The 25007-nt window shown below is 41.5% G+C and carries 26 protein-coding genes; 11 read left to right on the top strand and 15 right to left on the bottom strand.

Features of this window, described 5'->3' with window-relative positions:
• Positions 1-9: 9 nt before the first annotated feature.
• From P255_RS04575 to P255_RS04555, 5 genes are all read right to left on the bottom strand, one after another.
• The gene (locus P255_RS04575) at positions 10-789 is read right to left on the bottom strand and encodes a M48 family metallopeptidase (protein ID WP_004903944.1); all 780 of its coding nucleotides are present in this window, start codon (positions 787-789) and stop codon (positions 10-12) included.
• Between the two features lie 125 nt (positions 790-914).
• Entirely contained in the window at positions 915-1226 is a 312-nt protein-coding gene (locus P255_RS04570) for a hypothetical protein (RefSeq protein ID WP_004903943.1), read from the bottom strand.
• Between the two features lie 146 nt (positions 1227-1372).
• Positions 1373-2692 carry an adenylosuccinate synthase gene (locus P255_RS04565; RefSeq protein ID WP_004903941.1) on the bottom strand — a complete coding sequence of 440 codons (1320 nt, stop codon included), beginning with the start codon at positions 2690-2692 and terminating at the stop codon, positions 1373-1375.
• Between the two features lie 70 nt (positions 2693-2762).
• Positions 2763-3929 (bottom strand): ATP phosphoribosyltransferase regulatory subunit, encoded by a 1167-nt coding sequence (locus P255_RS04560; protein WP_004903940.1) that lies wholly within the window; start codon positions 3927-3929, stop codon positions 2763-2765.
• Between the two features lie 428 nt (positions 3930-4357).
• Positions 4358-4813: an Lrp/AsnC family transcriptional regulator gene (locus P255_RS04555; RefSeq protein ID WP_004753010.1), complete on the bottom strand. Its 456-nt coding sequence runs from the start codon at positions 4811-4813 to the stop codon at positions 4358-4360.
• Between the two features lie 155 nt (positions 4814-4968).
• On the opposite strand from P255_RS04555, the gene P255_RS04550 reads away from it, so the two are divergent.
• Together P255_RS04550 and P255_RS04545 are read left to right on the top strand one after the other, a co-directional pair.
• Complete coding sequence (locus P255_RS04550) at positions 4969-5712, top strand: AzlC family ABC transporter permease (RefSeq protein WP_004903939.1); 744 nt, start codon at positions 4969-4971, stop codon at positions 5710-5712.
• Entirely contained in the window at positions 5709-6011 is a 303-nt protein-coding gene (locus P255_RS04545; protein WP_004903938.1) for an AzlD family protein, read from the top strand. Before P255_RS04550 ends, P255_RS04545 begins: the two co-directional genes overlap by 4 nt.
• Positions 6012-6031: 20 nt before the next feature.
• On the opposite strand, the gene P255_RS04540 is transcribed toward P255_RS04545, so the two are convergent.
• Both P255_RS04540 and P255_RS04535 read right to left on the bottom strand, forming a co-directional pair.
• Positions 6032-6343 (bottom strand): hypothetical protein, encoded by a 312-nt coding sequence (locus P255_RS04540; RefSeq protein WP_004903937.1) that lies wholly within the window; start codon positions 6341-6343, stop codon positions 6032-6034.
• A 24-nt stretch (positions 6344-6367) separates the two neighbouring features.
• Positions 6368-7390 carry a type I glyceraldehyde-3-phosphate dehydrogenase gene (locus tag P255_RS04535; RefSeq protein ID WP_004903936.1) on the bottom strand — a complete coding sequence of 341 codons (1023 nt, stop codon included), beginning with the start codon at positions 7388-7390 and terminating at the stop codon, positions 6368-6370.
• A 755-nt stretch (positions 7391-8145) separates the two neighbouring features.
• Here P255_RS04535 and alaS point away from each other — a divergent pair.
• The 3 genes from alaS (at position 8146) to csrA (ending at position 12618) form a co-directional block, all read left to right on the top strand.
• The gene (gene alaS, locus P255_RS04530; protein ID WP_004903933.1) at positions 8146-10782 is read left to right on the top strand and encodes an alanine--tRNA ligase; all 2637 of its coding nucleotides are present in this window, start codon (positions 8146-8148) and stop codon (positions 10780-10782) included.
• A 60-nt stretch (positions 10783-10842) separates the two neighbouring features.
• Positions 10843-12123: an aspartate kinase gene (locus tag P255_RS04525; RefSeq protein WP_004903932.1), complete on the top strand. Its 1281-nt coding sequence runs from the start codon at positions 10843-10845 to the stop codon at positions 12121-12123.
• 240 nt (positions 12124-12363) lie between these two features.
• Entirely contained in the window at positions 12364-12618 is a 255-nt protein-coding gene (gene csrA / locus P255_RS04520; protein WP_004753025.1) for a carbon storage regulator CsrA, read from the top strand.
• An 83-nt stretch (positions 12619-12701) separates the two neighbouring features.
• Here the strand turns inward: csrA and rnhB are convergent, their stop codons facing one another.
• Together rnhB and P255_RS04510 are read right to left on the bottom strand one after the other, a co-directional pair.
• Complete coding sequence (rnhB, locus tag P255_RS04515) at positions 12702-13271, bottom strand: ribonuclease HII (RefSeq protein ID WP_004903931.1); 570 nt, start codon at positions 13269-13271, stop codon at positions 12702-12704.
• Positions 13272-13287: 16 nt separating this feature from the next.
• Entirely contained in the window at positions 13288-13671 is a 384-nt protein-coding gene (locus P255_RS04510) for a hypothetical protein (RefSeq protein ID WP_004903930.1), read from the bottom strand.
• Positions 13672-13889: 218 nt separating this feature from the next.
• Here P255_RS04510 and P255_RS04505 point away from each other — a divergent pair, with 218 nt between their 5' ends.
• Positions 13890-14447 (top strand): cytochrome b, encoded by a 558-nt coding sequence (locus P255_RS04505; protein WP_004903929.1) that lies wholly within the window; start codon positions 13890-13892, stop codon positions 14445-14447.
• Positions 14448-14482: 35 nt separating this feature from the next.
• Here the strand turns inward: P255_RS04505 and P255_RS04500 are convergent, their stop codons facing one another.
• The 4 genes from P255_RS04500 to prfA form a co-directional block, all read right to left on the bottom strand.
• Entirely contained in the window at positions 14483-15481 is a 999-nt protein-coding gene (locus P255_RS04500) for an adenosine deaminase (RefSeq protein ID WP_004903928.1), read from the bottom strand.
• A 62-nt stretch (positions 15482-15543) separates the two neighbouring features.
• Positions 15544-16863: an NCS2 family permease gene (locus P255_RS04495; RefSeq protein ID WP_004903927.1), complete on the bottom strand. Its 1320-nt coding sequence runs from the start codon at positions 16861-16863 to the stop codon at positions 15544-15546.
• 260 nt (positions 16864-17123) lie between these two features.
• Positions 17124-17951, bottom strand: a complete 828-nt coding sequence (gene prmC / locus P255_RS04490; protein WP_004903926.1) for a peptide chain release factor N(5)-glutamine methyltransferase — start codon at positions 17949-17951, stop codon at positions 17124-17126.
• On the bottom strand, positions 17951-19039 hold the full coding sequence (gene prfA / locus P255_RS04485; RefSeq protein WP_004903925.1) for a peptide chain release factor 1: 1089 nt from the start codon (positions 19037-19039) through the stop codon (positions 17951-17953). Before prfA ends, prmC begins: the two co-directional genes overlap by 1 nt.
• 264 nt (positions 19040-19303) lie before the next feature.
• On the opposite strand from prfA, the gene P255_RS04480 reads away from it, so the two are divergent.
• The 3 genes from P255_RS04480 to P255_RS04470 all read left to right on the top strand — a co-directional run bounded on the left by P255_RS04480 (position 19304) and on the right by P255_RS04470 (position 21688).
• Positions 19304-19822, top strand: a complete 519-nt coding sequence (locus P255_RS04480) for a glycine zipper domain-containing protein (protein WP_004903924.1) — start codon at positions 19304-19306, stop codon at positions 19820-19822.
• 71 nt (positions 19823-19893) lie between these two features.
• Positions 19894-20889, top strand: a complete 996-nt coding sequence (locus tag P255_RS04475) for an LLM class flavin-dependent oxidoreductase (RefSeq protein WP_004903923.1) — start codon at positions 19894-19896, stop codon at positions 20887-20889.
• Positions 20890-20989: 100 nt separating this feature from the next.
• Complete coding sequence (locus P255_RS04470; protein ID WP_004903921.1) at positions 20990-21688, top strand: YcbK family protein; 699 nt, start codon at positions 20990-20992, stop codon at positions 21686-21688.
• A gap of 63 nt (positions 21689-21751) precedes the next feature.
• On the opposite strand, the gene cybC is transcribed toward P255_RS04470, so the two are convergent.
• Positions 21752-22132, bottom strand: a complete 381-nt coding sequence (cybC, locus tag P255_RS04465) for a cytochrome b562 (RefSeq protein WP_228127525.1) — start codon at positions 22130-22132, stop codon at positions 21752-21754.
• 156 nt (positions 22133-22288) lie between these two features.
• On the opposite strand from cybC, the gene zigA reads away from it, so the two are divergent.
• Entirely contained in the window at positions 22289-23521 is a 1233-nt protein-coding gene (gene zigA / locus P255_RS04460) for a zinc metallochaperone GTPase ZigA (protein ID WP_044450224.1), read from the top strand.
• A complete protein-coding gene (gene folE2 / locus P255_RS04455; RefSeq protein ID WP_004903918.1) occupies positions 23521-24429 on the top strand; it encodes a GTP cyclohydrolase FolE2 in 909 nt (302 codons plus the stop codon). The genes zigA and folE2 overlap by 1 nt, the downstream gene beginning before the upstream one ends.
• Here the strand turns inward: folE2 and P255_RS04450 are convergent.
• The gene (locus P255_RS04450) at positions 24415-24879 is read right to left on the bottom strand and encodes an Lrp/AsnC ligand binding domain-containing protein (protein WP_004903917.1); all 465 of its coding nucleotides are present in this window, start codon (positions 24877-24879) and stop codon (positions 24415-24417) included. The genes folE2 and P255_RS04450 overlap by 15 nt on opposite strands.
• Positions 24880-25007: the final 128 nt, after the last annotated feature.

Here is a 25007-nt window from a genome sequence, read left to right as displayed (position 1 = left end):
GACTGAGGTTTATCGACGGCTATTATATATTGCCATTGCTGCTGGCAAGTTTCTACGCATTGCATCAATACGCTGTGAATTTGAAGGGTGCGTTGACAAAAATGCTGGGCCACCTGCTCCTTCAAGTTTATTCATTTTTTCCCACAGGGTAAGTGCCGCTTGTGGATTATAGCCTGCTTTTGCCATTAACATTAAACCACCATAGTCAGCACGACTTTCCAGACTACGGGAATATGGCAACCCTACACCAACCTGACTACCCAAGTCTAAAGCCGCTGAACCCAAGCCACCCGCTGCATCACCAACATAAGACTTGCCTACACTAACCGCCAAATTGGTCAAGGCTTGTGCGCCTAATTTGTTTTTTGAATGTTCTTCCAAGGCATGCGTCATTTCATGCCCCATCACCGCAGCGATTTCAGCATCAGTTAAATTGAGCTTGTTGACGATTCCTGTATAAAACACCACTTTGCCACCTGGAGCCACATAAGCATTGACTTCATCTGACTTTAAGACTGCAAGTTGCCATTGGAATGCTTGCCCAGTCTGGTTTGCCTGATCCGCATAAGGCTGCATCCGTGATAGTACGGCATTAATACGTCTGTACGTACTCGATGTTGTATCAAGCTGTCCTTTTTGCTGTGCATCTTGCTTCATCTTTGTAAAGCTGGTTGCTGCGCTGGCATTTAAAGTTGCAGAGTCCGCACCAGCCATATCTGCAATTGTTGTACATCCTGTCATACTAACAACAGTAGCCAACCCTAAGCTCAAAATGAGTTTATTGTTCATTATTTCAGAAGCTCCAAATTTAAATTCACATTCAAATTATTGAATATTTTTGTATTATAAAATATAAAATTAGAACAGAACTCCTGAGCCAAAGACTAAAATATTATATTTATGTAATACCGCTGTTATTTAAACATGAACAATATCCAAAAAAGCAAACACCCCACATTTAAAGCAAAATAAACATTTGACACAGGTTTAACTTTTTCTTCAAGCTGTAAGCTATCCCGCTTAACCAACAAAAATGTATTTTGAATCAGAACAATAGGAACAAAAATACAGACCAGCACAACACTCAATCCCACAAAAGCAGACATCAATATATGTGGATCTCGGGTTTGTTGAGATGCGATCAGCATTGCAAGCGTTGGCGCACCACCTAAAGCAAAGAGAAAAGAATAAAAAATTGTTTTTGAAATATTAGGTTGTAACTGCATTGGCGTCCCTATCCAATTGATAGCATTTTATTGGAGTTTTAATCATAAAGGCTCAAAAAATAAAGTGAACTTTGGTCGGGTCAAAGTTTCACTGCATAAAAAACCGCGACACAAAGATCGCGGTTTTTTCAATTTATAATATCGTATTACGCAGAAAACGGATGACGTAATACAATAGTTTCTGCACGGTCTGGACCAGTAGAAATGATGTCAATTGGACATTCAATCAACTGTTCAATACGTTTGATATAAGCAATCGCATTGTCAGGAAGTTGTTCCATGCTGGTTGCACCAACAGTTGACTCAGACCAACCTGGAAGTGTTTCATAAATTGGTTTCAAGGTTTCATACGCAAGCGCATCAGAAGAACCAACACAACCAGAATCTGCTGCTTCATAACCCACACAGATTTTCACTTCTTTCAAGCCATCTAGAACATCAAGCTTGGTTAAGCAAATACCAGAAAGTGAGTTTACATCGACTGAACGGCGCAGAATTTCTGCATCGAACCAGCCACAACGACGCTGACGACCAGTTGAAGCACCAAACTCATGACCTACAGTACCCAAGTGTTTACCGATTGCATCACCTGAATCAGTTGCTGCATCATAAACCAACTCAGTTGGGAATGGACCTGCACCGACGCGTGTTGTATACGCTTTGGTAATACCAAGCACATAGTCAAGATGTAATGGACCAAGACCTGAACCAGAGCTTACGCCACCAGCAGTCGTGTTTGAAGACGTTACATACGGATATGTACCGTGGTCAACATCAAGAAGTGAGCCTTGAGCACCTTCAAACATGATGTTTTGACCATTTTTACGGTAGTTATGCAACTCAGTTGTTACATCTATCACTAATGGAGCAACCACTTCACGCCATTGATCACAAAGTGCAAGTACATCTTCAAGTTTAACTGCTTCTACGCCGTAGAATTGAGTTAACTGGAAGTTATGGTATTCAAGTAATTCAGTTAATTGCGCAGTAAGATGTTTACCACCACGAACCAAGTCAGCAACACGTACGGCACGACGAGCAACTTTATCTTCGTATGCTGGGCCAATACCACGACCTGTTGTACCGATTTTTGCATTACCACGTTTTTTCTCACGTGCTTGGTCTAATGCAATATGGTTTGGAAGAATCAATGGACAGTTTGGAGAAATACGTAGACGCTCTTTTACAGGCACGCCTTCTTTTTCCAAAATGCTCATTTCTTCAATCAGTGCAGCAGGAGAAAGTACTACACCATTGCCAATTAAGCACAGTACGTTGTCACGTAAAATACCTGATGGAATGAGGTGCAATACTGTTTTTTTACCACCAACGACAAGTGTATGCCCTGCATTGTGTCCGCCTTGATAACGAACGACCGCAGCCGCTTGATCTGTGAGCAGGTCAACGATTTTACCTTTACCTTCGTCGCCCCATTGGGTACCGAGTACCACAACATTCTTGCCCATAATAGCCTCATTACATCATGCTGTTAAAATTGAAAACTTAATCAAGTGACATGAACACCTGATTCAGCGCTTAAATTTTCTCGATTGTCCACTCGCCTGCAACTTGCACCAATTGGTGCGTTGCGTATGGCACGGAGTTTAAATCATCATTACCCAACAATTGAATTACACTTAAGCCTTGCGCTCGAGCCTGTTCAATTGCTTTCATCAGATCTGCATAAATCCCTTTAGGTGCAACCACAGTGCTGACTTGTTTGAACTGACCCGCACATAGTGCATATAAGTCACAGCTAAAGCCTGTTGCAGGACGGGCGCGTCCAAAATGTTCGCCAATACCGTCATAACGACCACCTTGTGCCAGTGGTGCTGCACGATTTGGCGCATAAACTGCATACATCAAACCTGTATGATAATGATAAGAACGTAACTCAACGACATCTATACCAATATCCAGATTTTCCCAACGTGCACGAATTTGTGCATGTGTGGTAATGACAGCTTCTAAAGCTTGTCTAAATGCAGCATCCGTCAAGACCGCGGGACTTAGATTGGCTTGCAGAGCATCTAAATCACTTGAATAGCGTCCAAGTGCATAAAAATCTGAACCGAAGTTGATTGACTGAGTAAACTCAGCTAGTTCAGGCAAGGCTTTGCGCTGATAAAGATCAGAAAGCTGGTGTTCTGTTTCTTTATTCAAACCTGCTAACTTGACTAAACTACGGAATAATCCGACATGCCCTAAATCTAGATGGACACCGTCAATCAGATCTGCTGTTGCCAATAGATTCAACATGACATCGACCATTTCTACATCGGCATCGATACTGTCATGTCCAAATAATTCCGCACCAATCTGTAATGGTGCACGCGAGGTATTAAACCCTTGTGGTTTCGTATGTAATACCGTACCCGCATAACAATAACGTGCTATGCCTTGAACGGGACGTACATGCGCATCGATACGTGCCACTTGCGGTGTCATATCGGCACGAACACCGAGTAATCGACCTGAAAGCTGGTCAATCACTTTAAACGTGGCTAGGTCTAAATCTTGATTCGATTCGGAAAGAGAAGATAAAGATTCGATGTATTCGATAAATGGCGTGTACACCAGCTGATAACCACGCGATGCGAGGAAATCTAATGCTTTACGACGCAATGCTTCTACGACTTGCGCTTGTTCCGGTAATACATCAGCTACACCATCAGGTAATAACCATGTCTCTGAAATGGGCATGTTGTAAACCTAAATTTTGCCTGCGCGGAAGTAATCCGCATAAAAAAATCGGGAACACACCCGATTTCTCATAGTCTAGCACGTAAGATTAGGACATGCACTGAGATTTTTATATTTTATTAGACCTCTTTCATGAGAATTTATATCTTCCTCATTGTTTTTCCTGAGTAAAATTGAAATCTATTTCAATGAAGCACAAGAAAAATAAAATGGGATAATCAAAGAAATTTATTCATCATATAGCATCATTCAGGTAATTCTCTGTGCTTTCAATTTTTGCAAAAATTGAAAGCACACACATACCGTTTGTGCATCTTGAATCCATGTCCAAGCTGCAACCTGCCATTTGAAGCTATGCGATATAAACAGCTTTAAGGCTAAGCACAAATATCCACCTAGCAGTGTGGTTCACCTTATACAAGAACAAACTAATACAGTGGCAATTCTGTAGTCTGCTTGATTTTTTGCAGTGGAATCTCAGTTTTGACATTTTGAATCCCTGAAATTTTATTCAGCCGCTGAATTTGAAATTGTCGATAAGCCTCCAGATCAGACACCACTATTCTTAAGAAAAAATCACAATCCCCTGCCATGAGTTGACATTCAACTACTTCTGGTAAATCAGTAATCGCCTCAACAAACTGATTCACCGTTTTGGCATCTTGCTCTTTCAACCAGATTCGAGCAAAAACGGTCAATCCCAAATTGACTTTGGCAGGGTCAACCAACGCAACATACTTTTCAATCACGCCTTCATCTTCAAGCTGTTTCACCCGACGCAAACACGGAGAAGCAGACAACCCAACCCGTTGTGCCAACTCATTGTTTTGCAATTTTCCATCATGCTGTAACGCTTGCAAAATACGTCTATCGATCTGATCCATAATCCACCATAAGCATTAAAATACCAATATTTATTATTTTATTAGCATAACATATCAAAATAAGTAAATTCAAAGCTAACTTTAGCGCCAAATGCTTTAGTGATTGCCATAAACTATTTTTCTGTTTTGGTAATACTTCAGTTAGGTTTATAGACATGTTGACGCTTAAAAATACGGCGCAAAGCCTGAATGATTCAAGTGATTTTGTTGAGTTCAAACGTGGATTAAAAATGTCTATACCAATGCTACTGGGGATTATTCCTTTTGCGCTGGTTTTAGGTACTCAAGCCACTCAAAAAGGCTTTAGCCTGCTCGAAATTCCATTATTGACAGGTTTCAATTTTGCAGGCGGTTCAGAATTTGCCATTTTAGAAGTCTGGACAAATCCGCCACACATTTTTGTCCTGATGTTTATTACTTTTCTAGTCAATAGTCGGCATTTGCTCATGGGTGCAAGCCTTGTTCCCTACCTCAAGCATTTACCCAATAAAAAAGTCCTGCCCGCACTGTTCTTTATGTGTGACGAAAGCTGGGCAATGGGACTTGCCAATGCACAACAGAACTCACATTACAAATTGAGCCAGCAGTTCAATATGGCTTTTTATTCAGGTGTATGTTTTGCCTTATACAGCATGTGGGTCGTATTTACCGCACTCGGTGGTGCAATTGGTCCCGTACTAGGTGATGTGACTCGCTGGGGCTTTGATATGGCATTTCCTGCGGTGTTTCTAGTGTTATTACGTGGCATGTGGCAAGGTTTTTCCGCAGCGCGCCCTTGGCTGGTCAGTTTAGTTTCTGCGGTATTGGCATACCTATATTTGCCTCAGGGCTGGTATGTACCTGTGGGGGCAATTTGCGGCATTGCTTCAGCATTCTTTTTAACTGGAGATGAAGCATGATTCATTCAATGACTTTGATTGCCATTATTTGTGTTGCACTGACGACCTATGCTACGCGGGTATTAGGCTATCTTTTACTCAAAAATAGAACTCTGTCTGTACGACAAAAATGTATTCTTGAAGTTGTGCCAGGTTGTGTGCTGATCTCTGTCATCGCCCCGTATTTTGTACGGGACAATCCAGCAGACTTTATTGCGATGGCAATTACTTTACTGGCAGCATCGCGTTTTTCTTTATTGCCAACAGTTATACTGAGTATGCTTTCTGCCGCTGCCTTACGTTTAATCTGGCTACACTAACTACAGCCGAAGACAATACATTATTTGTCTTTGGACTGTACCAGTTGAGCCAGCACATGCAGCATTTCAATCTGTTGTTTTTCAAGCTGCTGTAATTTACCCGATGTCCTGTCCAATACTTCTTGTTGTATGTGCATTTTTTTGGCAAGATCCTGCATAATTTCTAAAGTCTTTTTAAGATGATCTTCCAAATGTGTTACTTGTTGTTTTAGTTGATGATTTTCAGACAGATCACTTAAATCTTGACGCTGATTTTTAACCTGCATCCATACCACAACCATAACGACTACAATGAGTAGACTGGTTAATCCCCAAAGCCAAATCAGCATCATTTAGTTACCCTATTTTATTCATTTTTAAGTAAAAGATTCGCACAAATCCAGCAAGCGATTTGCATAGCCCCATTCGTTATCATACCATGCAAATACTTTTGCCTGACGCCCCACCAACATAGTTTGAGTAAAATCAACAATTAAAGACTCAGGTGAATGGTTAAAATCACTTGACACCAACACCTCATCCGTCACCGACATAATTTCGGCATAATAAGTATCTGCTGCTTGTTTTAAGACTGTATGTAATGTCTCTATAGTCAACGCTTTTTGTGCAACAAAACTTAAATCAATCGCAGCAACATTAATGGTTGGCACACGAATCGAATACCCATCAATCCGATCTGCCATTTTTGGCATGACCCGTTTTAATGCCCCTAAAGCGCTTGATGTCGTTGGAATAATATTGTGCCCTGCTGCACGTGCACGGCGTAAGTCACGATGTGCATGATCAAGCACTGACTGATCAGCAGTCACCGCATGAATTTCGGTCATTAATGCGGTTTCAATACCAAAATGGTCATCCAGAATTTTGACCAATGGCACTAAAGCTTGTGTAGTACACGATACACTGGAAATAATTTGATCGCTGGCTTTAACCTCTAAATGGTTAACCCCATACACCACTGCAATATCGACACTGTCAAACGGTGCCGCGCCAATAATCACACGCTTTGCCCCTGCAGTTAAATGCCGTGTTGCCGCCTCACGCGAACGAAACAGCCCTGTACATTCGAGTACCACATCAATATTGAGTTGATCCCACGGTAACTGTTCTGGCTGCGAACCACGGAATATCTGAATTTTCAGGGATTGTCCTGCGCTTTGTACCGATAAAAATGTATCGCCCTGCTCAGTGACAATCTGTGCCTGACCTTTAAAACGGCCATGCGTAGAATCATACTTAAATAGGTGTAACAAAGTTTCAACATCAGCAATATCATTAATAGCCACGATATCGAAGTGAAACTGTTTTGGATTCTCAAACCATGCACGAATTACATTGCGTCCAATCCGCCCAAACCCATTAATTGCGATTCGCTGCATGATCATCATTTCCTAATAACGAAAAATTGAGTGAGTTATCTTAAAACATTCAAGATAGTGATGATAGTTCAATTGTTCATATTTCAAATATAATTTAAAAACAATTATCTGCATGTTCATTAAAATATAATCAAGAATATTTTTTTGTTTTGATCAAGAATATGCTCCACTTAAATGATCGCCAATCGAGCTATTCCCAATAGATGCATTATTTCAATGTCATCATCATAACTACAACACATTTTTAAACCAATGATGCTCAATTTTAAACAATATTTTGAGCAAAGAAATCTATATGCAAATTTGAAATTTAATCAACATTACAATAACAAATCAGCCAATTTTCTGTTCAACATCCTACAATTCAAAAAAATCATCTAAACAATGCATTTTTATATTTTTATACCACAATGGTCAATTTATTAAATATTTTTAAAATCAAAATCTTAATTAAAAAATAAGTTCAGGTCTTCGTCTTTCTTATACCAGTTTTCAAGGTTGCCGGCTATATGGCTGAAATTTAAAGGAAACCCACAGATTTCATCTCCCGAAAGCATATATCAAACATAGACTTATTTCATAGATTTGTCGTGATTTACGCCTAAAATCATTGGTCATACCCTGATTTTTCGTTATAATTTGGCGTTTTTAAATTATCAGCCTCGTATTAATCGGTTTTACTATTTTAAAAGATTTGATTTAATGCGTTTAGCCAAAATGATTAGATGGAGTGACTTGTTGTGAGTACACGTTTTATGACGTCCGCTGAAATTCGTGAAGCCTTTTTACATTTCTTTGAAACTAAAGGTCATACACGTGTTGCATCGAGTTCTCTCGTTCCCGCGAATGACCCGACTTTACTTTTTACCAATGCGGGTATGAACCAGTTCAAGGACTGCTTCCTAGGTTTAGAAAAACGTGATTATGTCCGTGCGACAACTTCACAAAAATGTGTACGTGCTGGTGGTAAGCATAACGACCTTGATAATGTCGGTTATACCGCACGTCACCATACCTTTTTTGAAATGTTGGGCAACTTCTCTTTTGGTGATTACTTCAAACGCGATGCCATTACTTATGCATGGGAATTCTTAACCTCAGAGCAATGGCTCGGTTTAAACAAAGATAATCTTTATGTCACTGTTTATCATACTGACGATGAAGCTTATGACATCTGGAACAAAGAAGTTGGTCTAGCACCAGAACGTATTATCCGTATTGGTGACAATAAAGGCGAAAAATACGCATCTGACAACTTCTGGGCAATGGGTGACACAGGCCCTTGTGGTCCTTGTTCTGAAATTTTCTATGATCACGGCGATCATATCTGGGGTGGTTTACCAGGCTCTGCCGAAGAAGATGGCGACCGTTATATCGAAATCTGGAACAACGTCTTCATGCAGTTCAACCGTACTGCCGATGGCGTGTTACATGCATTACCTGCCCCTTCTGTTGATACAGGTATGGGGCTAGAGCGTATTTCTGCCGTTTTACAACATGTGAACTCGAACTACGACATCGACTTGTTCCAACACCTGATTAAAGCGGCGGCTGAAATTATTGGAACAGAAGATCAAGGACAGCCTTCTTTACGCGTGGTTGCTGACCATGCACGTTCTTGCTGCTTCCTGATTGCAGATGGTGTTAACCCATCGAATGAAGGTCGTGGTTATGTGTTACGCCGCATTATACGCCGTGCGATTCGTCACGGTAACAAACTTGGCGCAACTGGCACATTCTTCTACAAAATGTTGCAACCTTTAATTGATGTGATGGGCGAAGCTTATCCACAATTGATCGAAAACCGCGAACGTATTGAAGCGGCTCTCATCAAAGAAGAAGAACAATTTGCCAAAACCCTTGAACAAGGTTTGAAAGTTCTTGAAGGCGAGTTGAGCCAGTTAAAAGGCAATGTCATTCCAGGTGAAGTCGTGTTCAAACTATATGACACTTACGGCTTCCCTGCTGACTTAACTGCTGACATTGCACGTGAACGCGAACTGACAATTGATGAAGCTGGTTTTGAAACTGAAATGGCTGCTCAACGTCAACGCGCGCGTGATGCAGGCAAATTCAATGTTGACTATAACAGCATTGTCAAAGTGGACAGCGAAACTCAATTTGAAGGTTACACAGCAACTCAAGGTCAAGGTCAAATCGTTGCGATCTATAAAGATGGCGAACAGGTTGACGAAGTCGTTGAAGGTGATGAAGCCCTCATCGTACTGAACCAAACACCTTTCTATGCAGAAAGCGGTGGTCAGGTTGGTGATACAGGTATCTTCAAAAACGAAACAGGTATTTTTGAAGTCCAAGACACCAAAAAATCAGGTGCAGCATTTGTTCATCAAGGTATCGTGACCATGGGTAGCTTAAAAGCTGCTCAAAATGTCGAAGCAACTGTCAAAGCGGATCTACGTGAAGCAACTGCACGCAACCACTCTGCAACGCATTTACTTCACGCTGCCCTACGCCAAGTTTTAGGCTCTCACGTTCAGCAAAAAGGCTCTTTGGTTGCTTCTGATATTTTACGTTTCGACTTTGCCAATGACCAACCTGTCAGCTTCGAGCAATTACAGCAAGTTGAGCGCTTGGTCAATCGTGAAGTTATTGCCAACACTGCGGTAACAACTGAAGTACTGGATATCGAATCTGCCAAAGCCAAAGGCGCAATGATGCTATTTGGTGAAAAATATGGCGATGAAGTTCGCGTATTATCAATGGGTTCAATCATTGATGAGAAAAACTTCTCAATCGAGCTTTGTGGCGGTATTCACGTTAAGCGCACTGGCGATATTGGTCTGTTTAAAATCACTTCTGAAGGTGGTGTTGCAGCAGGTGTTCGCCGTATTGAAGCAGTTACAGGCACCAAAGCACTTGAAGCAGTGCAAAAAGTGGATGCAACTATTCAACAGATCAATGGTTTATTGAAAGCGCAAAAAGACCAAACTCTAGAAAAAGTTCAGGCAACTGTTGAGCATGCATCAAGTTTGCAAAAACAGATTGAACAGTTGAATCAAAAACTTGCAAATTTCCAAGCAAGTGAATTGATCAACCAAATGCAAACGATTGCTGGTCGAAAAACTTTGATCAGTACCGTTCAAAATGTTGACGCAAAAGCATTGCGTCATTTACACGATAGTATCAAATCTAAATTCAATGATGCCGTGATTGTGCTGGCTGGTGTAGAAGCTGATAAAGTGAGCTTGCTTGCATCAGTTGCACAGGAATTCACAGCAACCTTGAAAGCGGGCGATATCATCAAGCACTTAAGCCAAGAGCTTGGTGGCAAAGGCGGTGGGAAACCAGATCTAGCACAAGGCGGGGCACCACTCAATGACAAGTTTGATCAGGTTATGGCAGCACTCCCTGCTTGGCTTGAGCAAAAATAATCTCACTTTTTGTGTAACTGACCCTGTTTCAAACAGGGTCGTGGCTTGTATGGAAAAATTATGGCATTAATCGTACAAAAATATGGTGGTACCTCAATGGGAACACCCGAGCGCATTTTAAATGTAGCTCGTCGCGTGAAGCGCTGGCATGATCATGGTCACAAAGTGGTTGTGGTGGTGTCTGCAATGAGTGGTGAAACCAACCGCTTGTTGTCTCTCGCGAAAGCCATTACCGAGACACCTGATCCTCGTGAACTTGACCAAATGGTATCTACGGGTGAACAGGTTACTATTTCCATGTTAGCGATGGCACTCAATTCTATTGGTGTCGAAGCTAAATCTTACACAGGTCGTCAAGTGGGTATTAAGACCGACAGCGCCTTTACCAAAGCCCGTATTGAGGCAATTGACACTGACGTGATGACTGCCGATTTAGATGCTGGTCGTGTCATTGTGGTTGCTGGCTTCCAAGGTGTGGATGCGCTTGGCAATACAACAACACTTGGTCGTGGTGGTTCAGATACGACAGGTGTTGCACTTGCTGCTGCACTACGTGCAGATGAATGCCAAATCTATACAGATGTCGATGGTGTATATACAACTGATCCACGCGTTGCGCCAAAAGCCAAGAAAATTGATCGTATCTCTTTTGAAGAAATGCTGGAAATGGCATCTTTAGGCTCAAAAGTTTTACAAATTCGTTCAGTTGAATTCGCAGGAAAATATCAAGTGCCACTGCGTGTATTGTCAAGTTTTGACAATGATAATGACGGCGTATTTGATGATGAATTCAAACAAAACGTAGGTACACTTATTACAACTGAAGCGGAAGACACTATGGAACAGCCTATTATCTCTGGTATCGCATTCAACCGCGATGAAGCTAAATTGACTATTTTAGGTGTGCCTGATGAACCAGGTATCGCTTCAAAAATCCTATCTCCAATCGGTGCTGCCAACATCGAAGTTGATATGATCGTACAAAATATTGAAGAAGATGGCACAACCGACTTTACATTCACTGTGAACCGCACTGACTTTGCTAAAGCCAAAGCAATTTTGGACAACATCGCAAAAGAAATTAAAGCACGTGAAGTCACTGCACGTGATGATATTGTGAAAGTCTCTATCGTGGGTGTTGGTATGCGCTCTCATGCAGGTGTTGCTAGTAAAATGTTTACTGCACTTGCAGAAGAAAACATCAATATTTTGATGATTTCAACTTCAGAAATCAAAATTTCAGTATTAATTGAAGAAAACTATTTAGAGCTTGCTGTTCGCAGCCTGCACACCGCGTTTGGTTTAGACCGTGAACACGGCGAAAGCAGCGCACGTGCTTAAAGCTTATTCACTATCTTCAGTTTTTTAGGAAGATGAGTGAGAAAAAAGTAGAGCCGCTCTATGGAAACTAGAGCGGCTCTGTTATATTAGCAAAGAATATTTAGAAAATATTTAACAATCACGGTATCATACTGCTTCTTATTAGTAGTTACCGCATGCTGTTAAAATATTTTTTCTGAGGTTGTGGTTTAATTTTTGCATAACAGCAATGCAGGTTTAGCGATTAGCAAGGAGACAAACATGCTGATTCTGACTCGTCGTGTCGGAGAAACTTTAATGATTGGGGATCAAGTCAGTGTGACGGTACTTGGTGTTAAAGGCAACCAAGTTCGCATTGGTGTAAATGCTCCCAAAGAAGTATCAGTGCATCGTGAAGAAATTTATCAACGCATTCAACATGAACGCGCTATGCACGAGCACCTTCAAAACATTGATCAAGATTATCAACCGTCATTTTACGATGATGAATTTAATCAAAATAAATTTAACCGATAATTACAGATGATATATATCGTTATAGGCTCTGTAAAAAATATTAAAAGCGATCAAAGAGATCGCTTTTGATATTTTAAGTATACTTATTCTAAGCCCAAAGCCTTTTTCACAGGCTTATAGCTGCGACGATGCTGCTCAATAACGCCAAATTCAGCGATTGCATCAAAATGCGCTTTCGTTGGATACCCTTTATGCTTGGCAAATGCATATTGTGGGTATTCCTGATCAAGCAGTAACATTTGCCGATCACGTGTTACCTTTGCCAAAATACTGGCAGCACTAATTTCAGCGTGAGTTGCATCGCCCCCAACTATTGCTTCGCAATCTATAGTTAAACCTTTCGGAATCTGGTTACCATCAACCAAAACTTTATCAGGTTGTATAGATAACCCTGCAACTGCTCGGCGCATTGCCAAAAAAGTCGCTTGCAAAATATTTAACTGATCAATTTCTTCATGCGTTGCTTCAGCAATTGACCATGCCAAAGCTTTTTCCTGAATTTCCACAAACAGTTTTTCACGTTTCTTTTCTGTCAGCTTCTTGGAGTCATTTAACCCTTCAATTGGGTTGTTTGGATCCAAGATCACTGCAGCAGCCACGACTGAACCCACTAAAGGTCCACGACCTGCCTCATCTACGCCTGCTATTTTCATGTGCTGCTACCCTGATTTAAGGTTTTAAGGCTTCAGCAACACACTGATTCAAGGTACGTGTAACCGCATTATTCACAATGGTCGCGCGCGCGGCTGGATCAATAGCAGCGGTCGCCAAATCAACTGCTGTAATATTTTCAGGAGCTTTGTCACTGACACAACCACAAATATTGGTTTGTACAGTTTGTTGCTGCTCTGTGGTCATGGCACGGCTCATCATTTTCCATGCTGGCTGGTTATCGAGCTCTGTTGTACATTTAGCATTAATCGCAATTTTGATGGCAGTCATACCGAGCTGTTGTGCTGTTGCTTGATTTGTACCTGTTGCTAGGGTTCCATCTGTTGCACATCCACTAGATAAGATTGCGATTGCACAGAGTGCTCCAAACGTTTTTTTCATTTACTACTTACACCTTACAGTTAATCAAAATATTTTGCCCAAATAACCAGAGCACCGTGATTTTTTCTAATGCCTATCGGCTATGTGTATAAAATTACAGCACAATTGCAGGATTGTTCTATATTTCACACAACACTGTCACGCAGATTGCATTTTAAGCCAAGACGCTCGATTTTTATAATACAAAATCATTAAACTGCTTCTGATCAAAACGCTTTATGAATACAAAATCTGCTTATTACACGCGTACTGCTCAGTTTTTACACTGGCTGATGGCGCTTATTTTTATTAGTGCATGGATCATCGGTTTTTATAGTGGCAACTTCCTCAGCTATGAAACCGATGGTGCATTTAAAGGTGATGTCATTACCCTGCATAAAAACATTGCAACCACGATTTTATTTTTAGTGGTGATTCGCATTTTCTGGCGCTATACCCACCCTGCTCCACAGCTTCCTGAGAGCATGTCAGCAGGCATGAAGACATTGGCTCACTTCGGACATTTGGCGCTATATTTTATGTTACTGGCACTACCAATCACAGGCTGTTTATTCAGCTGGGCTGCTGGGCATCCTGCACCTGTACTGTATTTGTTTAATATCCCACGATTACTCGATACCAATCCTGAAATTATGGCCATTGTAAAACCCATCCATATTTATCTATCTTGGGCAGTGGGCTTATTGTTAGCGGGTCATATTCTGGCAGCACTCAAACATCATTTTGTTGATAAAGATACAGTCTTGCTTAGCATGACACGCCAACCTAAACCATAAAAAAAGGAACGCAATTGCGTTCCTTTTCATTTTACTTATAGTGCATGAATCTGGTTAATCCATTTCTCTTTTTCAGCATCTTCCAAAAAAGATGCTTCAAATGAGTTGATTGCCAGTTTTTTCAATTCGCCTTCACTCAAATCCAAAGCGTCTGCAACTGCAATAAAGTTGTCATTCATATAACCGCCAAAATAAGCTGGGTCATCTGAATTCACGGTCACACATAAACCTTGCTCAAGTAAGCGCTGAATGTTGTGCTCACGCATATCTTTTACAACACAGAGCTTTAAATTACTTAATGGGCAAACGGTCAATGGCATGCGTTCTTGTGCCAAACGCTGCATGAGTGCTGGATCTTCCTCTGAGCGGACACCGTGATCAATACGATTGACTTTAAGTAAATCTAGCGCCTGCCACACGTAGTCTGCGGGCCCTTCTTCACCTGCATGCGCTACGATCAGGAAACCTGCTTCACGAGCTTTGGCAAATACACGTTCAAATTTTTCTGGTGGATGCCCAACTTCACTCGAATCCAAACCAACAGCAATAATTTTGTCTTTAAATGGCAAGGCTTGCTCAAGCGTTTCCATTGCATCCGCTTCACTCAAATGGCGCAAGAAGCACATAATCAGTTCTGAGCTAATGCCGAGTTTAGCCTTGGCATCTTCACAAGCGTGAACTAAACCATTCAATACTGTTTCAAAGGCAATACCACGTACTGTATGCGTTTGTGGGTCAAAGAACATTTCTGTATGAACCACATTGTCCTGTTGGCATTTTTCAAAATACGCCCAAGCCAGATCATAAAAATCTTGCTCATGAATCAGAACATTGGCACCTGCATAGTAAATATCTAAAAAAGATTGCAGATTGTGGAAATTATAGGCTTGCTTAACGTCCTCAATCGTTTCATAAGGAATAACAACTTGGTTGCGTTTTGCAATCGCAAACATGAGCTCAGGCTCAAATGTACCTTCAATATGTACATGCAGCTCTGCTTTTGGCAAAGCACGAATGAGATCAAGTTGACTCATGTTATCTCCTAAAAACAAAAAAGGGTGCAAACTGAGTTTACACCCCGACTTTCAATAAAAAACTAACCACCAAAGGCAATAAACTTAATCACCCAAAGCACTGCCACAATCCACACCATATAAGGTACGCTGCTCGCTTTGCCTGTAAACAGTTTAATCAAGGCATAGCTAATAAAGCCCATAGCAATACCATCGGCAATTGAATAAGCGAATGGCATAAATACCAAGGTTAGGAATGCAGGAACGGCTTCAGTAATATCATCCCATTCGATATGAGTAATACCCTGAATCATCAATACGCCAATAAAAAGTAAGGCTGGTGCAGTTGCAAAACCAGGAACTGATTGAGCTAGTGGTGCAAAGAACAAGCATCCCAAAAACAGGATGGCAACCACAACGGCTGTTAAACCTGTACGCCCACCTGCGGCAACACCCGATGCAGATTCAATATAAGGCGTCGTTGAAGATGTCCCAAGTGCAGCACCTGCAATAATTGCGCTTGAGTCAGCAAACAGGGCTTTTTTCAGGCGCGGTAATTTGCCTTCTTTCAATAGCCCTGCACGATGCGCAACCCCAACCAATGTACCCGTTGAGTCAAACAAATCGACTAGGAAAAATACAAAAATCACTCCGACCATACTCGCAGTAAACAAACCTTTAAAGTCCATTTGCAAGAATGTTGGCGCTAGTGATGGTACTTCGCCCACAACGCCTTGGAACTTGTTTAAGCCCATTACAGTCGAGATCGCTGTAATTGCCAAAATACTAATAATAATTGCACCGCGTACACGGAAGTGATGCAATACGACAATCATCAAAAAGCCAAGTAACGTCAACAAAACTGTCGGCTGCTTAATATCACCCAAGCCCACTAAAGTGGCGTCATTATGAACAATAATACCTGCGTTTTTTAAGGCGATCAGCGCCAGAAACAGACCAATCCCGCCACCGATTGCAAATTTGAGTGACATTGGAATAGCATTGACAATTGCCTCACGGACTTTCAAAAAGCTAATCAGAACAAATACACAGCCTGAAATAAACACCGCAGCCAGTGCAGTTTGCCAATGCACATGCATCCCCAAACATACAGAATAAGTAAAATACGCATTTAGTCCCATGCCTGGTGCAAGTGCAATTGGGTAATTGGCAATCAGCCCCATCACCAAACAGCCAATTGCCGCAGCCAAACAGGTTGCTACAAATACAGCGCCATGATCCATTCCTGTCGTGGAAAGAATCATCGGGTTGACAATAATGATGTAACACATGGTAATAAATGTAGTTACACCCGCAAGCACTTCGGTTCTAAGCGTTGTTTTGTTTTCACTTAACTTGAATAAACGCTCAAGTACACCTGATGAAGATTGAGGAGTCGCCATATACAGCCCTTGAAAAAAATGCCGATTGCACGCAACTGCGCATCAGCATTCACGAAAATGCGTAAAACAACATATATTGAGTGTATGCCAAGGCAACCCATATACATGTAAGTCACTTTAACCATTGCGAAATAAAATTAAAAAAGCCGCATTTCTCGATGCAGCTCATTTTAATTTTTGGCAATCAGTCAATGTTCAGCCAAAAAATCATGCTTTAGTATAACATAAGTCAGCAAAATGTTATATTTTGTGACGTATTGTCAGTTCTTTTTATTTTTCCATTGCGCCAAGGTGACGCGATCATTTTTTCCATAATCCTGTACTGTTCGAATCTGACTAAAACCTGCCTGCGAAAATATTTCTCGAACCGCAACGCCCTGATCATAACCATGTTCAAGCACCACCCAACCTTTTGGGTTTAACCAGTTCACGGCCTGTTCAATAATAATTTTCAAGTCTGCCAGACCTTTCTGCTGAGCAATCAAAGCGCGCTGTGGTTCGGCCCCAAGTTGTTGTAAATGTACATCTTCTGGGTCAATATACGGCGGATTTGACACAATCAGGTCAAATTTTTGAGCTGGAATCGCATCAAACCATGCGCCACATGCAAACCGTACTTGTTGCAAGTGATGGCGCTCGGCATTTTCTTGTGCCACCTGTAACGTTGGGAAATAGATATCTGTTGCCAATACTTGCCAACGCGGACGTTCGCTCGCAAGTGCCAAAGCAATTGCACCCGTCCCTGTACCCAAGTCCACCATCGAGCATTGCTCAGGTAATTCCAGATTCAGTACAGTGTCCACCAGAATTTCTGTGTCAGGGCGCGGCACAAGTGTATCGGAAGTGGCTTTCAGATCTAGCGTCCAAAAAGGTTGTGAACCTGTGACATAAGCCAAAGGTTCTCCCTGTTCTAGACGTTGCAGCCCTGCCAGATATTGCTGGGTTTGTGCTTCAGTCAAACTTTGTTCTAACCGAAATTTGAGCTCTAGCGCTCCAACTTGCACAATATGTTCAAGCAGCCACATGGCTTCCTGACGCTCGTAGCTATCAGGATCTCCTCGCAAATTCAGGGCTTCGGCAATTTTCATTAGCCGCCATTTTCCTGTGCAAGTGATGCCAACTGATCTGCCTGATATTCACGGTGCAAGCTATCAAGCAACTCGGTCAAATCACCTTCCATAATCGCATCTAACTTATATAAAGTCAGGTTAATGCGGTGATCGGTCATACGTCCTTGCGGATAGTTATAGGTACGGATACGCTCTGAACGATCGCCTGAACCTACCAAGTCACGGCGCATTTCAGAAGTTGCCGACTCTTGAGCTGCACGTTTGGCATTTTCCAGACGAGAAACCAACAGCGCCATCGCTTTGGCTTTGTTTTTATGTTGTGAACGCTCGTCCTGACATTCCACCACGACGCCTGTTGGAATGTGGGTAATCCGCACCGCCGAGTCTGTTTTGTTAATATGCTGACCACCTGCACCAGATGCACGATAGGTATCAATCCGTAAATCGGCAGAGTTAATTTCAACGGTGGTGTCAACATCAACCTCAGGTAAAATCGCAACGGTACATGCAGAGGTATGTACACGACCTTGTGATTCGGTTGCGGGTACACGTTGCACACGATGTGCGCCACTTTCAAATTTTAGGCGGCCATATACGCCATCACCATTGACCAAACAAATGACTTCTTTATAGCCACCGTGTTCGCCTTCATTCTCGGATAGGATTTCAATACGCCAACCTTGCGTTTCTGCATATTTGCTATACATACGGAACAGGTCGCCTGAAAAAATCGCAGCCTCATCACCACCCGTTCCAGCACGAATTTCCAAATACGCGGAGTTGGCATCGTTCGGGTCTTTGGGAATCATTAAAATATTCAAATCAGCTTCAAGCTGTTCGATTAAAGCTTTATTGTCTTTAATTTCTTCTTGTGCCATATCCTTAAAATCAGGATCACTGAGCATGGCTTCCGCAGTTTCAATATCTTCTTCAGCCTGACGATACTTTTGCCAGACCTCGGTAAGTTCTGTCAAATCACTGTGTTCACGGGATAATTTGCGAAATCGCTTATTATCAGAAATCACTTCTGCATCCGCCAATAATGCGGTTAACTCTTCATGGCGGTCAGAGAGCTGGTCTAATCGTAAACGCAACGATTCTTTCATTGTAAAAATATCTCAATAATAACAGTGCTAAAACTAGCAGAATTTGAACTGCGCATAGTTTAACGTATTCTTCTCAGAAATAAACCTCAGCGTTTTAATGCAGAAATTCGATCATGTCTCCGCAAAAATATTCAGCAATCACACAACATTCCAATAAAACGACCTAAACGATATTCAAACCGAATAATTGATCATTTAATGAATTATTTTAATATAAAGCATACAAACATTAACTAAAGCATTGCAAGGTTGGAGAAATTCTTCATGATTACTCTGAAGTCTCTTGTTACCTTTATCAGCAATCAAGAATGTCTGATGACATGGAGCAATGAAACAATGAAAAAATTTGCAATGATCTTAATGAGTGCCACGTTGGCAACATCCGCAATGTCAGGTATTGCACATGCAGGCGACACAGCAAACGTCGCAATTACCAGTGCCCTTGGTAGTGTCGTTGGTACTTCAGTTGGTCGTCATGTTGGTGGTAACGGCGGTGCTTTAGTGGGTTCAGCGATTGGTGGTGGTGCAGGTGCTGCGGTTTCAAGTAACCGTCATAATCGTACTTCCGCTGCCATCGGTGGTGCAGTCGGTGGTGCTGCGGGTTACTCCGTGGGTAAAAATATCGGTGGTTCTAGAGGTGGTCTGGTTGGTGCAGGTCTTGGTGCAGCAGGTGGTTCAGTCGTGGGTAACAATATTGCCAAAGAAAGACGTGCCGATCGCAACTATTACTATAGCCAACAGCGCCATCACCACAAACGCCATCATCATGACTACTATCGTTAATTGATATTTTATTAATCATTCTAAAATGGAGTATATTAGGCTTTGACCATTATAATAACTCCATTTTAACTATGGCAAATCTCAAAGATATTCACTTTTCGATTCTAGAACTGGCTTCAATACGTGAAGGTCAAAGCATCCAAGCGACCTTAGCGCATACTCTGCAACTGGCACAACATGCCGAGCAACTTGGCTATCATCGTATGCTGTTAGCAGAGCATCACAATATGAGTGGGATTGCCAGTTCTGCAACTTCAGTTTTACTGACCTATTTACTTGCCAACACCAAACACCTGATTTTAGGTTCAGGTGGCGTGATGTTACCCAACCATGCTCCTTTAGTGGTTGCAGAACAGTTTGGGACTCTAGCTACACTGTTTCCTGAACGCGTCGTGTTAGGCTTAGGGCGCGCACCCGGTACAGATCCAATCACCATGCGGGCGTTACGCCGCGGCAATCAAGCATCTGAAGATCAGTTTCCACAAGATGTTTTAGAAATTCTGCAATATTTTAAACAACCACGTCCTAATCAACAGATTATTGCGACGCCTGGGCAAAATACCCATGTACCTGTTTTACTATTAGGCTCAAGTTTATTTAGTGCGCAGCTGGCAGCTCAGCTCGGTTTACCTTACGCTTTTGCCTCACATTTTGCGCCGCGCTTTTTAGAAGAAGCCATCAAGATTTATCGGGAAAATTTTCAACCTTCAGAATATCTAGATCAGCCTTATATCTCGATTGGCGTTCCTACAGTCGTGGCAGAAACTGATGAAGAAGCACAATTTCTAGCTACAACTGCCTATCAACGTATTCTGGCGCTCTTGCGCGGGCAAAGCTTAAAACTCAAGCTACCTGTATCATCCATGCAAAATTTATGGTCTGCGAGTGAATTAGAAGCTGTAAAAAACTTCTATGCTCTTGCCCAAATTGGCTCAGTGAAAACCGTACAACACGGGCTACAGCAGTTAGCTGAACGACTGGCTGTAGACGAATTCATTTTCACCTGTGACATTTACGATATGCAAAAACGCCTCGATAATTTTCAGTACCTTATGCAAATGAAATAAACCAACTTGGCAGGTCACCATGTTTTTGTTCAGTCACAATACATCGTGACCTTATTATAATGTTATACTATAACAAATTAATTCTTTTGAGTTGTTGTTCATGTTGTTGAAACGGATTAGTGTACTTCTAACAATTTCTTGTGGTTTTATTGGCTGCACCCAGACACCTCCAATTTCAAAAGCAATATCTTCACATCCTATTCAACCCACGACATTCTCGCCTCAAAGTAGTCTTCTACCTCCTGCCTCTTATCAAGCCTGGCTTTTGCAAAGCGGCCATCAATTTAAAGTGCAAGCATATAAAAACTTTCTCGCACAGCAACGTGTTGAATTTGTTGTACCAGACTTTGAAATGTTTCGTTCTGCCCGCGACTGGCAACAATGTCATTATGATGAATACGATGTACCAGACCCTTCCGTTTGGGGAAATGCTGTAGCAACTTTACGTCTGCTTAAATATCTGCATGATCAAGGAATCGTGAATAATATTGAAGTAACTTCAAGCTATCGTTCTCCATACTTAAACTTGTGCGCTGGCGGAGCCAAAACATCGAGTCATTTGCTGAATTCAGCAATTGATTTTCGAATTGGCTCTCCACAACCATCGGGACAAGAGCAACTTGAGATTCAGGCAGATAAACTAAAGCTTTGTAAATTTTGGCAGCAACAAGGTCAAAGTTGGCGTATGGGACTCGGTATTTACAATACAGGACAGATTCACATCGATACACAAGGTTTTAGAACTTGGGGCCCTGATCATACATGGCATAGTTCTTTATGCGGCGAAATCATTCTTTAACCACCCAGAAATAAAAATATCCGCCACATTGACGGATATTTTTATTTCTAGCTAGATGCTGAATTAACGGAATTTCTTATGGTTGGTATCACGAATATCCAGTAATTTTTTGCCTTCTTGTTTTGCCTGTGCCAACTTTCCAGTTTTTACCAGTGCATTGGTTTTATCAATTTCGCCAATCAACTGATCAACCCCTGCATAATAAGCTTTTAACTGCTGTGGATCTTTTTGTACTTTGGCAGGCGCCTGTTTTTTTGAATCAAGCGCAGCAACACGCATTTTAGTTAAAGCAGCTGTTGCTTGTTGAGCATTATCACTACCCGCAAATGTTTTATAACCAATTGCCAGAGTACGCATATCATCTTCTAAGGTTGCTGCCATTCCCCACTGGCTTGCCAACATACTCGAAACTGCTAAAACACCAGCGACTACAAATTTTTTCATCATCACATCCCTATAAGATATTGGGTAAGTTTTATTGATTTAGCAATCATGCCATAACCACACAACAAAATAGAAGATAAAGCTCTATTATCACATTGAATTTAAGTAAATTAATGTTAAGCGCTTGCATTAACGTTATATTATAACATAACATTAATGTTTTCATTGTACTTAGGACACTGCTCTATGCTGACCCCAAGAAAACTCCCTGTGACTGTTCTCTCAGGTTTTTTAGGTGCAGGCAAAACTACTTTACTCAATCATATTTTGAATAACCGTGAAGACCGTCGAATTGCGGTGATTGTCAACGATATGTCAGAGGTGAATATCGATGATGCAGCATTGGTCAAACAAGGTGGTGCTGAACTTTCCCGTACAGATGAACAATTGGTCGAGATGAACAATGGTTGTATTTGCTGTACTTTGCGTGAAGATTTATTGCTGGAAGTGAAACGCTTAGCACTTGAAAACAAATTTGACCAAATCGTGATTGAATCCACAGGTATTTCCGAGCCTTTACCTGTTGCTGAGACTTTTACTTTTGAAGATGAACAAGGCGTTTCTCTAAATCAGTTTGCACAGCTTGATACTATGGTGACCGTCATTGATGCATTTAATTTTCTGAAGGATTATGCATCTATGGATATGCTGCATCAACGCGGTGAGTCTCTCGGTGAAGAGGATGAACGTTGCGTGGTTGATCTACTCATCGACCAGATTGAATTTTGTGATGTGCTCATTATTAACAAGATAGACTTAATTGACACGGAACAACAGCAACAACTTTTGGCGATCCTGCATCGTCTAAATCCACGCGCCAAAATTCAAATTGCTGAGTTTTCTAAGGTTCCACTAGACAGCATTTTAAATACTCAATTGTTTGATTTTGAACAAGCTGCTCAGGCGCCTGGCTGGTTAAAAGAATTACGTGGCGAACACACACCTGAAACTGAAGAATATGGTATTCACAGCTTTGTCTATCGTGCACGTCGTCCATTTCACCCTGAACGCTTTTATCAATTCACCCAAAATCAATGGCAAAGTGTGATTCGTTCTAAAGGCTTTTTTTGGCTTGCAAGCTCTCCGACTGTCGCCGCATCTTGGTCACAGGCAGGTGCGATGGCACATCATGGCATGGCTGGCTATTGGTGGGCAAGCATTCCACCATCAGAGTGGCCACAAGATGCTGAATCATTGGCTGAAATCCAAAAATACTGGGACAAACAAGTTGGAGATGCACGTCAGGAAATTGTCCTGATTGGGATGGATATGAATCAACAGCAATTGACTGCTGAATTTGATGCTTGCCTACTCCGTGATGATGAAATGGCACTTGGCCCACAAACTTGGCAAAACTTTAATAATCCATTTCAGGGCTGGGACGTTTAATGAATCAAATCTTGCCTGACATTTCACAAACTCAACAGCCAAATTACTCAAGTCCTTTAGCTTGGGTCGGTATGCAAGGAATTGATCTGCCCTTACAACTTGAACAAAGCACAGGAATTTACCCTATTCTTTGTAAAGTCAATGCCACAGTGAATTTGCCTCGTGCAGATATTAAAGGCATTCACATGTCGCGTTTATATCAGCACTGCAATCAACTACAGCAACTCAATATTTTAGAAATCTATCAGCTTTTGCAAAAGATGATCACGAGTCATCAAGATTGTGGTTCTTCAGCGGCTCAGTTTGACTGTCAGTTTGAGCTACTCTTACAACGTCATGCACTTTCAAGCCCTGAGCTATGTGGATGGAAAGCGTATCCTGTCAAACTTCATACAAAGTTGGAAAATGGCAAATTTAGGTTTGAATTCGGTGTTGAAGTCAGTTATTCATCCACCTGTCCATGCTCAGCGGCGCTCTCCCGACAGGTCATTCATGATACATTTGTTGATGACTTTCAAAATGATACCGAGCTAAAGACACATCAAATTGCAAAATGGTTGCTTCAAAATGCTTCTTTAGCCACACCGCATAGTCAACGCAGCTTGGCTCAAGTTACGATTCGTCAGCACTCAATAACTCAAGACTTAAAAATTATTGAATTAATTGACTTGATTGAGGAAACCTTACAAACAGCAACGCAAACTGCGGTAAAGCGAATTGATGAACAAACATTTGCCAAGCGCAACGGTGAAAACCTGATGTTTGTGGAAGATGCAGCGCGGCGTTTAAGTTATGCTTTAGCACAGCCTTATATAGATTGGTCTCTCAAGGTTGACCATCAGGAGAGTTTACATCCACATAATGCTGTCGCTTATCAACATTCAGAACACTGGTTAACTGACATCTAGATATAAAGTTTCTTTGACTTCTTCCATCACTACATAGCTATGTGATGATGCTGAAGCAGGTAATTTTTTTAGTAAGTCTCCAAGCAAACGACGGTATGCACTCATCTCTTTCAGGCGAGCTTTCACCAGATAATCAAACTCACCTGAAATGAGATGACATTCCAATACCTCTGGAATCTGCGCCAAGTCATGTGCAACCCGATCAAATACATCTCCAGATTTTGCCGAAAGCTTAATCTCAAGAAAAACCAGCAAGTTTTTGTCGACTAGTGCAGGATTAACGCGAGCATAATATCCTGTAATGATGCCATCACGTTCGAGACGTTTGACTCGCTCAGAACAAGGTGTTGTTGATAAATTTACCCGTGTTGCAAGCTCACTAATGGCAATACGCCCATCTCTTTGCAAAATATCCAAAATGAGGCGATCTGTACGGTCTAATGGTCGCATAGATTTTTTCCTTCCCTAGCAGTCATTTTTCAGCGAAAACCCATAGAATTCACTATATTTTAGATTTAAAAATAGTGAAAAAAACTGATTATCTAACTCTATACTAGCAAAATCAACTAAGGATTTAC

Source organism: Acinetobacter brisouii CIP 110357, from assembly GCF_000488275.1.
Taxonomy (GTDB): domain Bacteria; phylum Pseudomonadota; class Gammaproteobacteria; order Pseudomonadales; family Moraxellaceae; genus Acinetobacter; species Acinetobacter brisouii.
The sequence above is the reverse complement of the archived record's forward strand: the minus strand, read 5'-3'. Positions and strand labels throughout refer to the sequence as shown.

Coding starts and splice junctions, on each gene's coding strand:
- P255_RS04575 (WP_004903944.1), bottom strand. CDS start 789: ATGAACAATAAACTCATTTTGAGCTTAGGGTTGGCTACTGTTGTTAGT.
- P255_RS04570 (WP_004903943.1), bottom strand. CDS start 1,226: ATGCAGTTACAACCTAATATTTCAAAAACAATTTTTTATTCTTTTCTC.
- P255_RS04565 (WP_004903941.1), bottom strand. CDS start 2,692: ATGGGCAAGAATGTTGTGGTACTCGGTACCCAATGGGGCGACGAAGGT.
- P255_RS04560 (WP_004903940.1), bottom strand. CDS start 3,929: ATGCCCATTTCAGAGACATGGTTATTACCTGATGGTGTAGCTGATGTA.
- P255_RS04555 (WP_004753010.1), bottom strand. CDS start 4,813: ATGGATCAGATCGATAGACGTATTTTGCAAGCGTTACAGCATGATGGA.
- P255_RS04550 (WP_004903939.1), top strand. CDS start 4,969: ATGTTGACGCTTAAAAATACGGCGCAAAGCCTGAATGATTCAAGTGAT.
- P255_RS04545 (WP_004903938.1), top strand. CDS start 5,709: ATGATTCATTCAATGACTTTGATTGCCATTATTTGTGTTGCACTGACG.
- P255_RS04540 (WP_004903937.1), bottom strand. CDS start 6,343: ATGATGCTGATTTGGCTTTGGGGATTAACCAGTCTACTCATTGTAGTC.
- P255_RS04535 (WP_004903936.1), bottom strand. CDS start 7,390: ATGCAGCGAATCGCAATTAATGGGTTTGGGCGGATTGGACGCAATGTA.
- alaS (WP_004903933.1), top strand. CDS start 8,146: ATGACGTCCGCTGAAATTCGTGAAGCCTTTTTACATTTCTTTGAAACT.
- P255_RS04525 (WP_004903932.1), top strand. CDS start 10,843: ATGGCATTAATCGTACAAAAATATGGTGGTACCTCAATGGGAACACCC.
- csrA (WP_004753025.1), top strand. CDS start 12,364: ATGCTGATTCTGACTCGTCGTGTCGGAGAAACTTTAATGATTGGGGAT.
- rnhB (WP_004903931.1), bottom strand. CDS start 13,271: ATGAAAATAGCAGGCGTAGATGAGGCAGGTCGTGGACCTTTAGTGGGT.
- P255_RS04510 (WP_004903930.1), bottom strand. CDS start 13,671: ATGAAAAAAACGTTTGGAGCACTCTGTGCAATCGCAATCTTATCTAGT.
- P255_RS04505 (WP_004903929.1), top strand. CDS start 13,890: ATGAATACAAAATCTGCTTATTACACGCGTACTGCTCAGTTTTTACAC.
- P255_RS04500 (WP_004903928.1), bottom strand. CDS start 15,481: ATGAGTCAACTTGATCTCATTCGTGCTTTGCCAAAAGCAGAGCTGCAT.
- P255_RS04495 (WP_004903927.1), bottom strand. CDS start 16,863: ATGGCGACTCCTCAATCTTCATCAGGTGTACTTGAGCGTTTATTCAAG.
- prmC (WP_004903926.1), bottom strand. CDS start 17,951: ATGAAAATTGCCGAAGCCCTGAATTTGCGAGGAGATCCTGATAGCTAC.
- prfA (WP_004903925.1), bottom strand. CDS start 19,039: ATGAAAGAATCGTTGCGTTTACGATTAGACCAGCTCTCTGACCGCCAT.
- P255_RS04480 (WP_004903924.1), top strand. CDS start 19,304: ATGATTACTCTGAAGTCTCTTGTTACCTTTATCAGCAATCAAGAATGT.
- P255_RS04475 (WP_004903923.1), top strand. CDS start 19,894: ATGGCAAATCTCAAAGATATTCACTTTTCGATTCTAGAACTGGCTTCA.
- P255_RS04470 (WP_004903921.1), top strand. CDS start 20,990: ATGTTGTTGAAACGGATTAGTGTACTTCTAACAATTTCTTGTGGTTTT.
- cybC (WP_228127525.1), bottom strand. CDS start 22,132: ATGAAAAAATTTGTAGTCGCTGGTGTTTTAGCAGTTTCGAGTATGTTG.
- zigA (WP_044450224.1), top strand. CDS start 22,289: ATGTTTTCATTGTACTTAGGACACTGCTCTATGCTGACCCCAAGAAAA.
- folE2 (WP_004903918.1), top strand. CDS start 23,521: ATGAATCAAATCTTGCCTGACATTTCACAAACTCAACAGCCAAATTAC.
- P255_RS04450 (WP_004903917.1), bottom strand. CDS start 24,879: ATGCGACCATTAGACCGTACAGATCGCCTCATTTTGGATATTTTGCAA.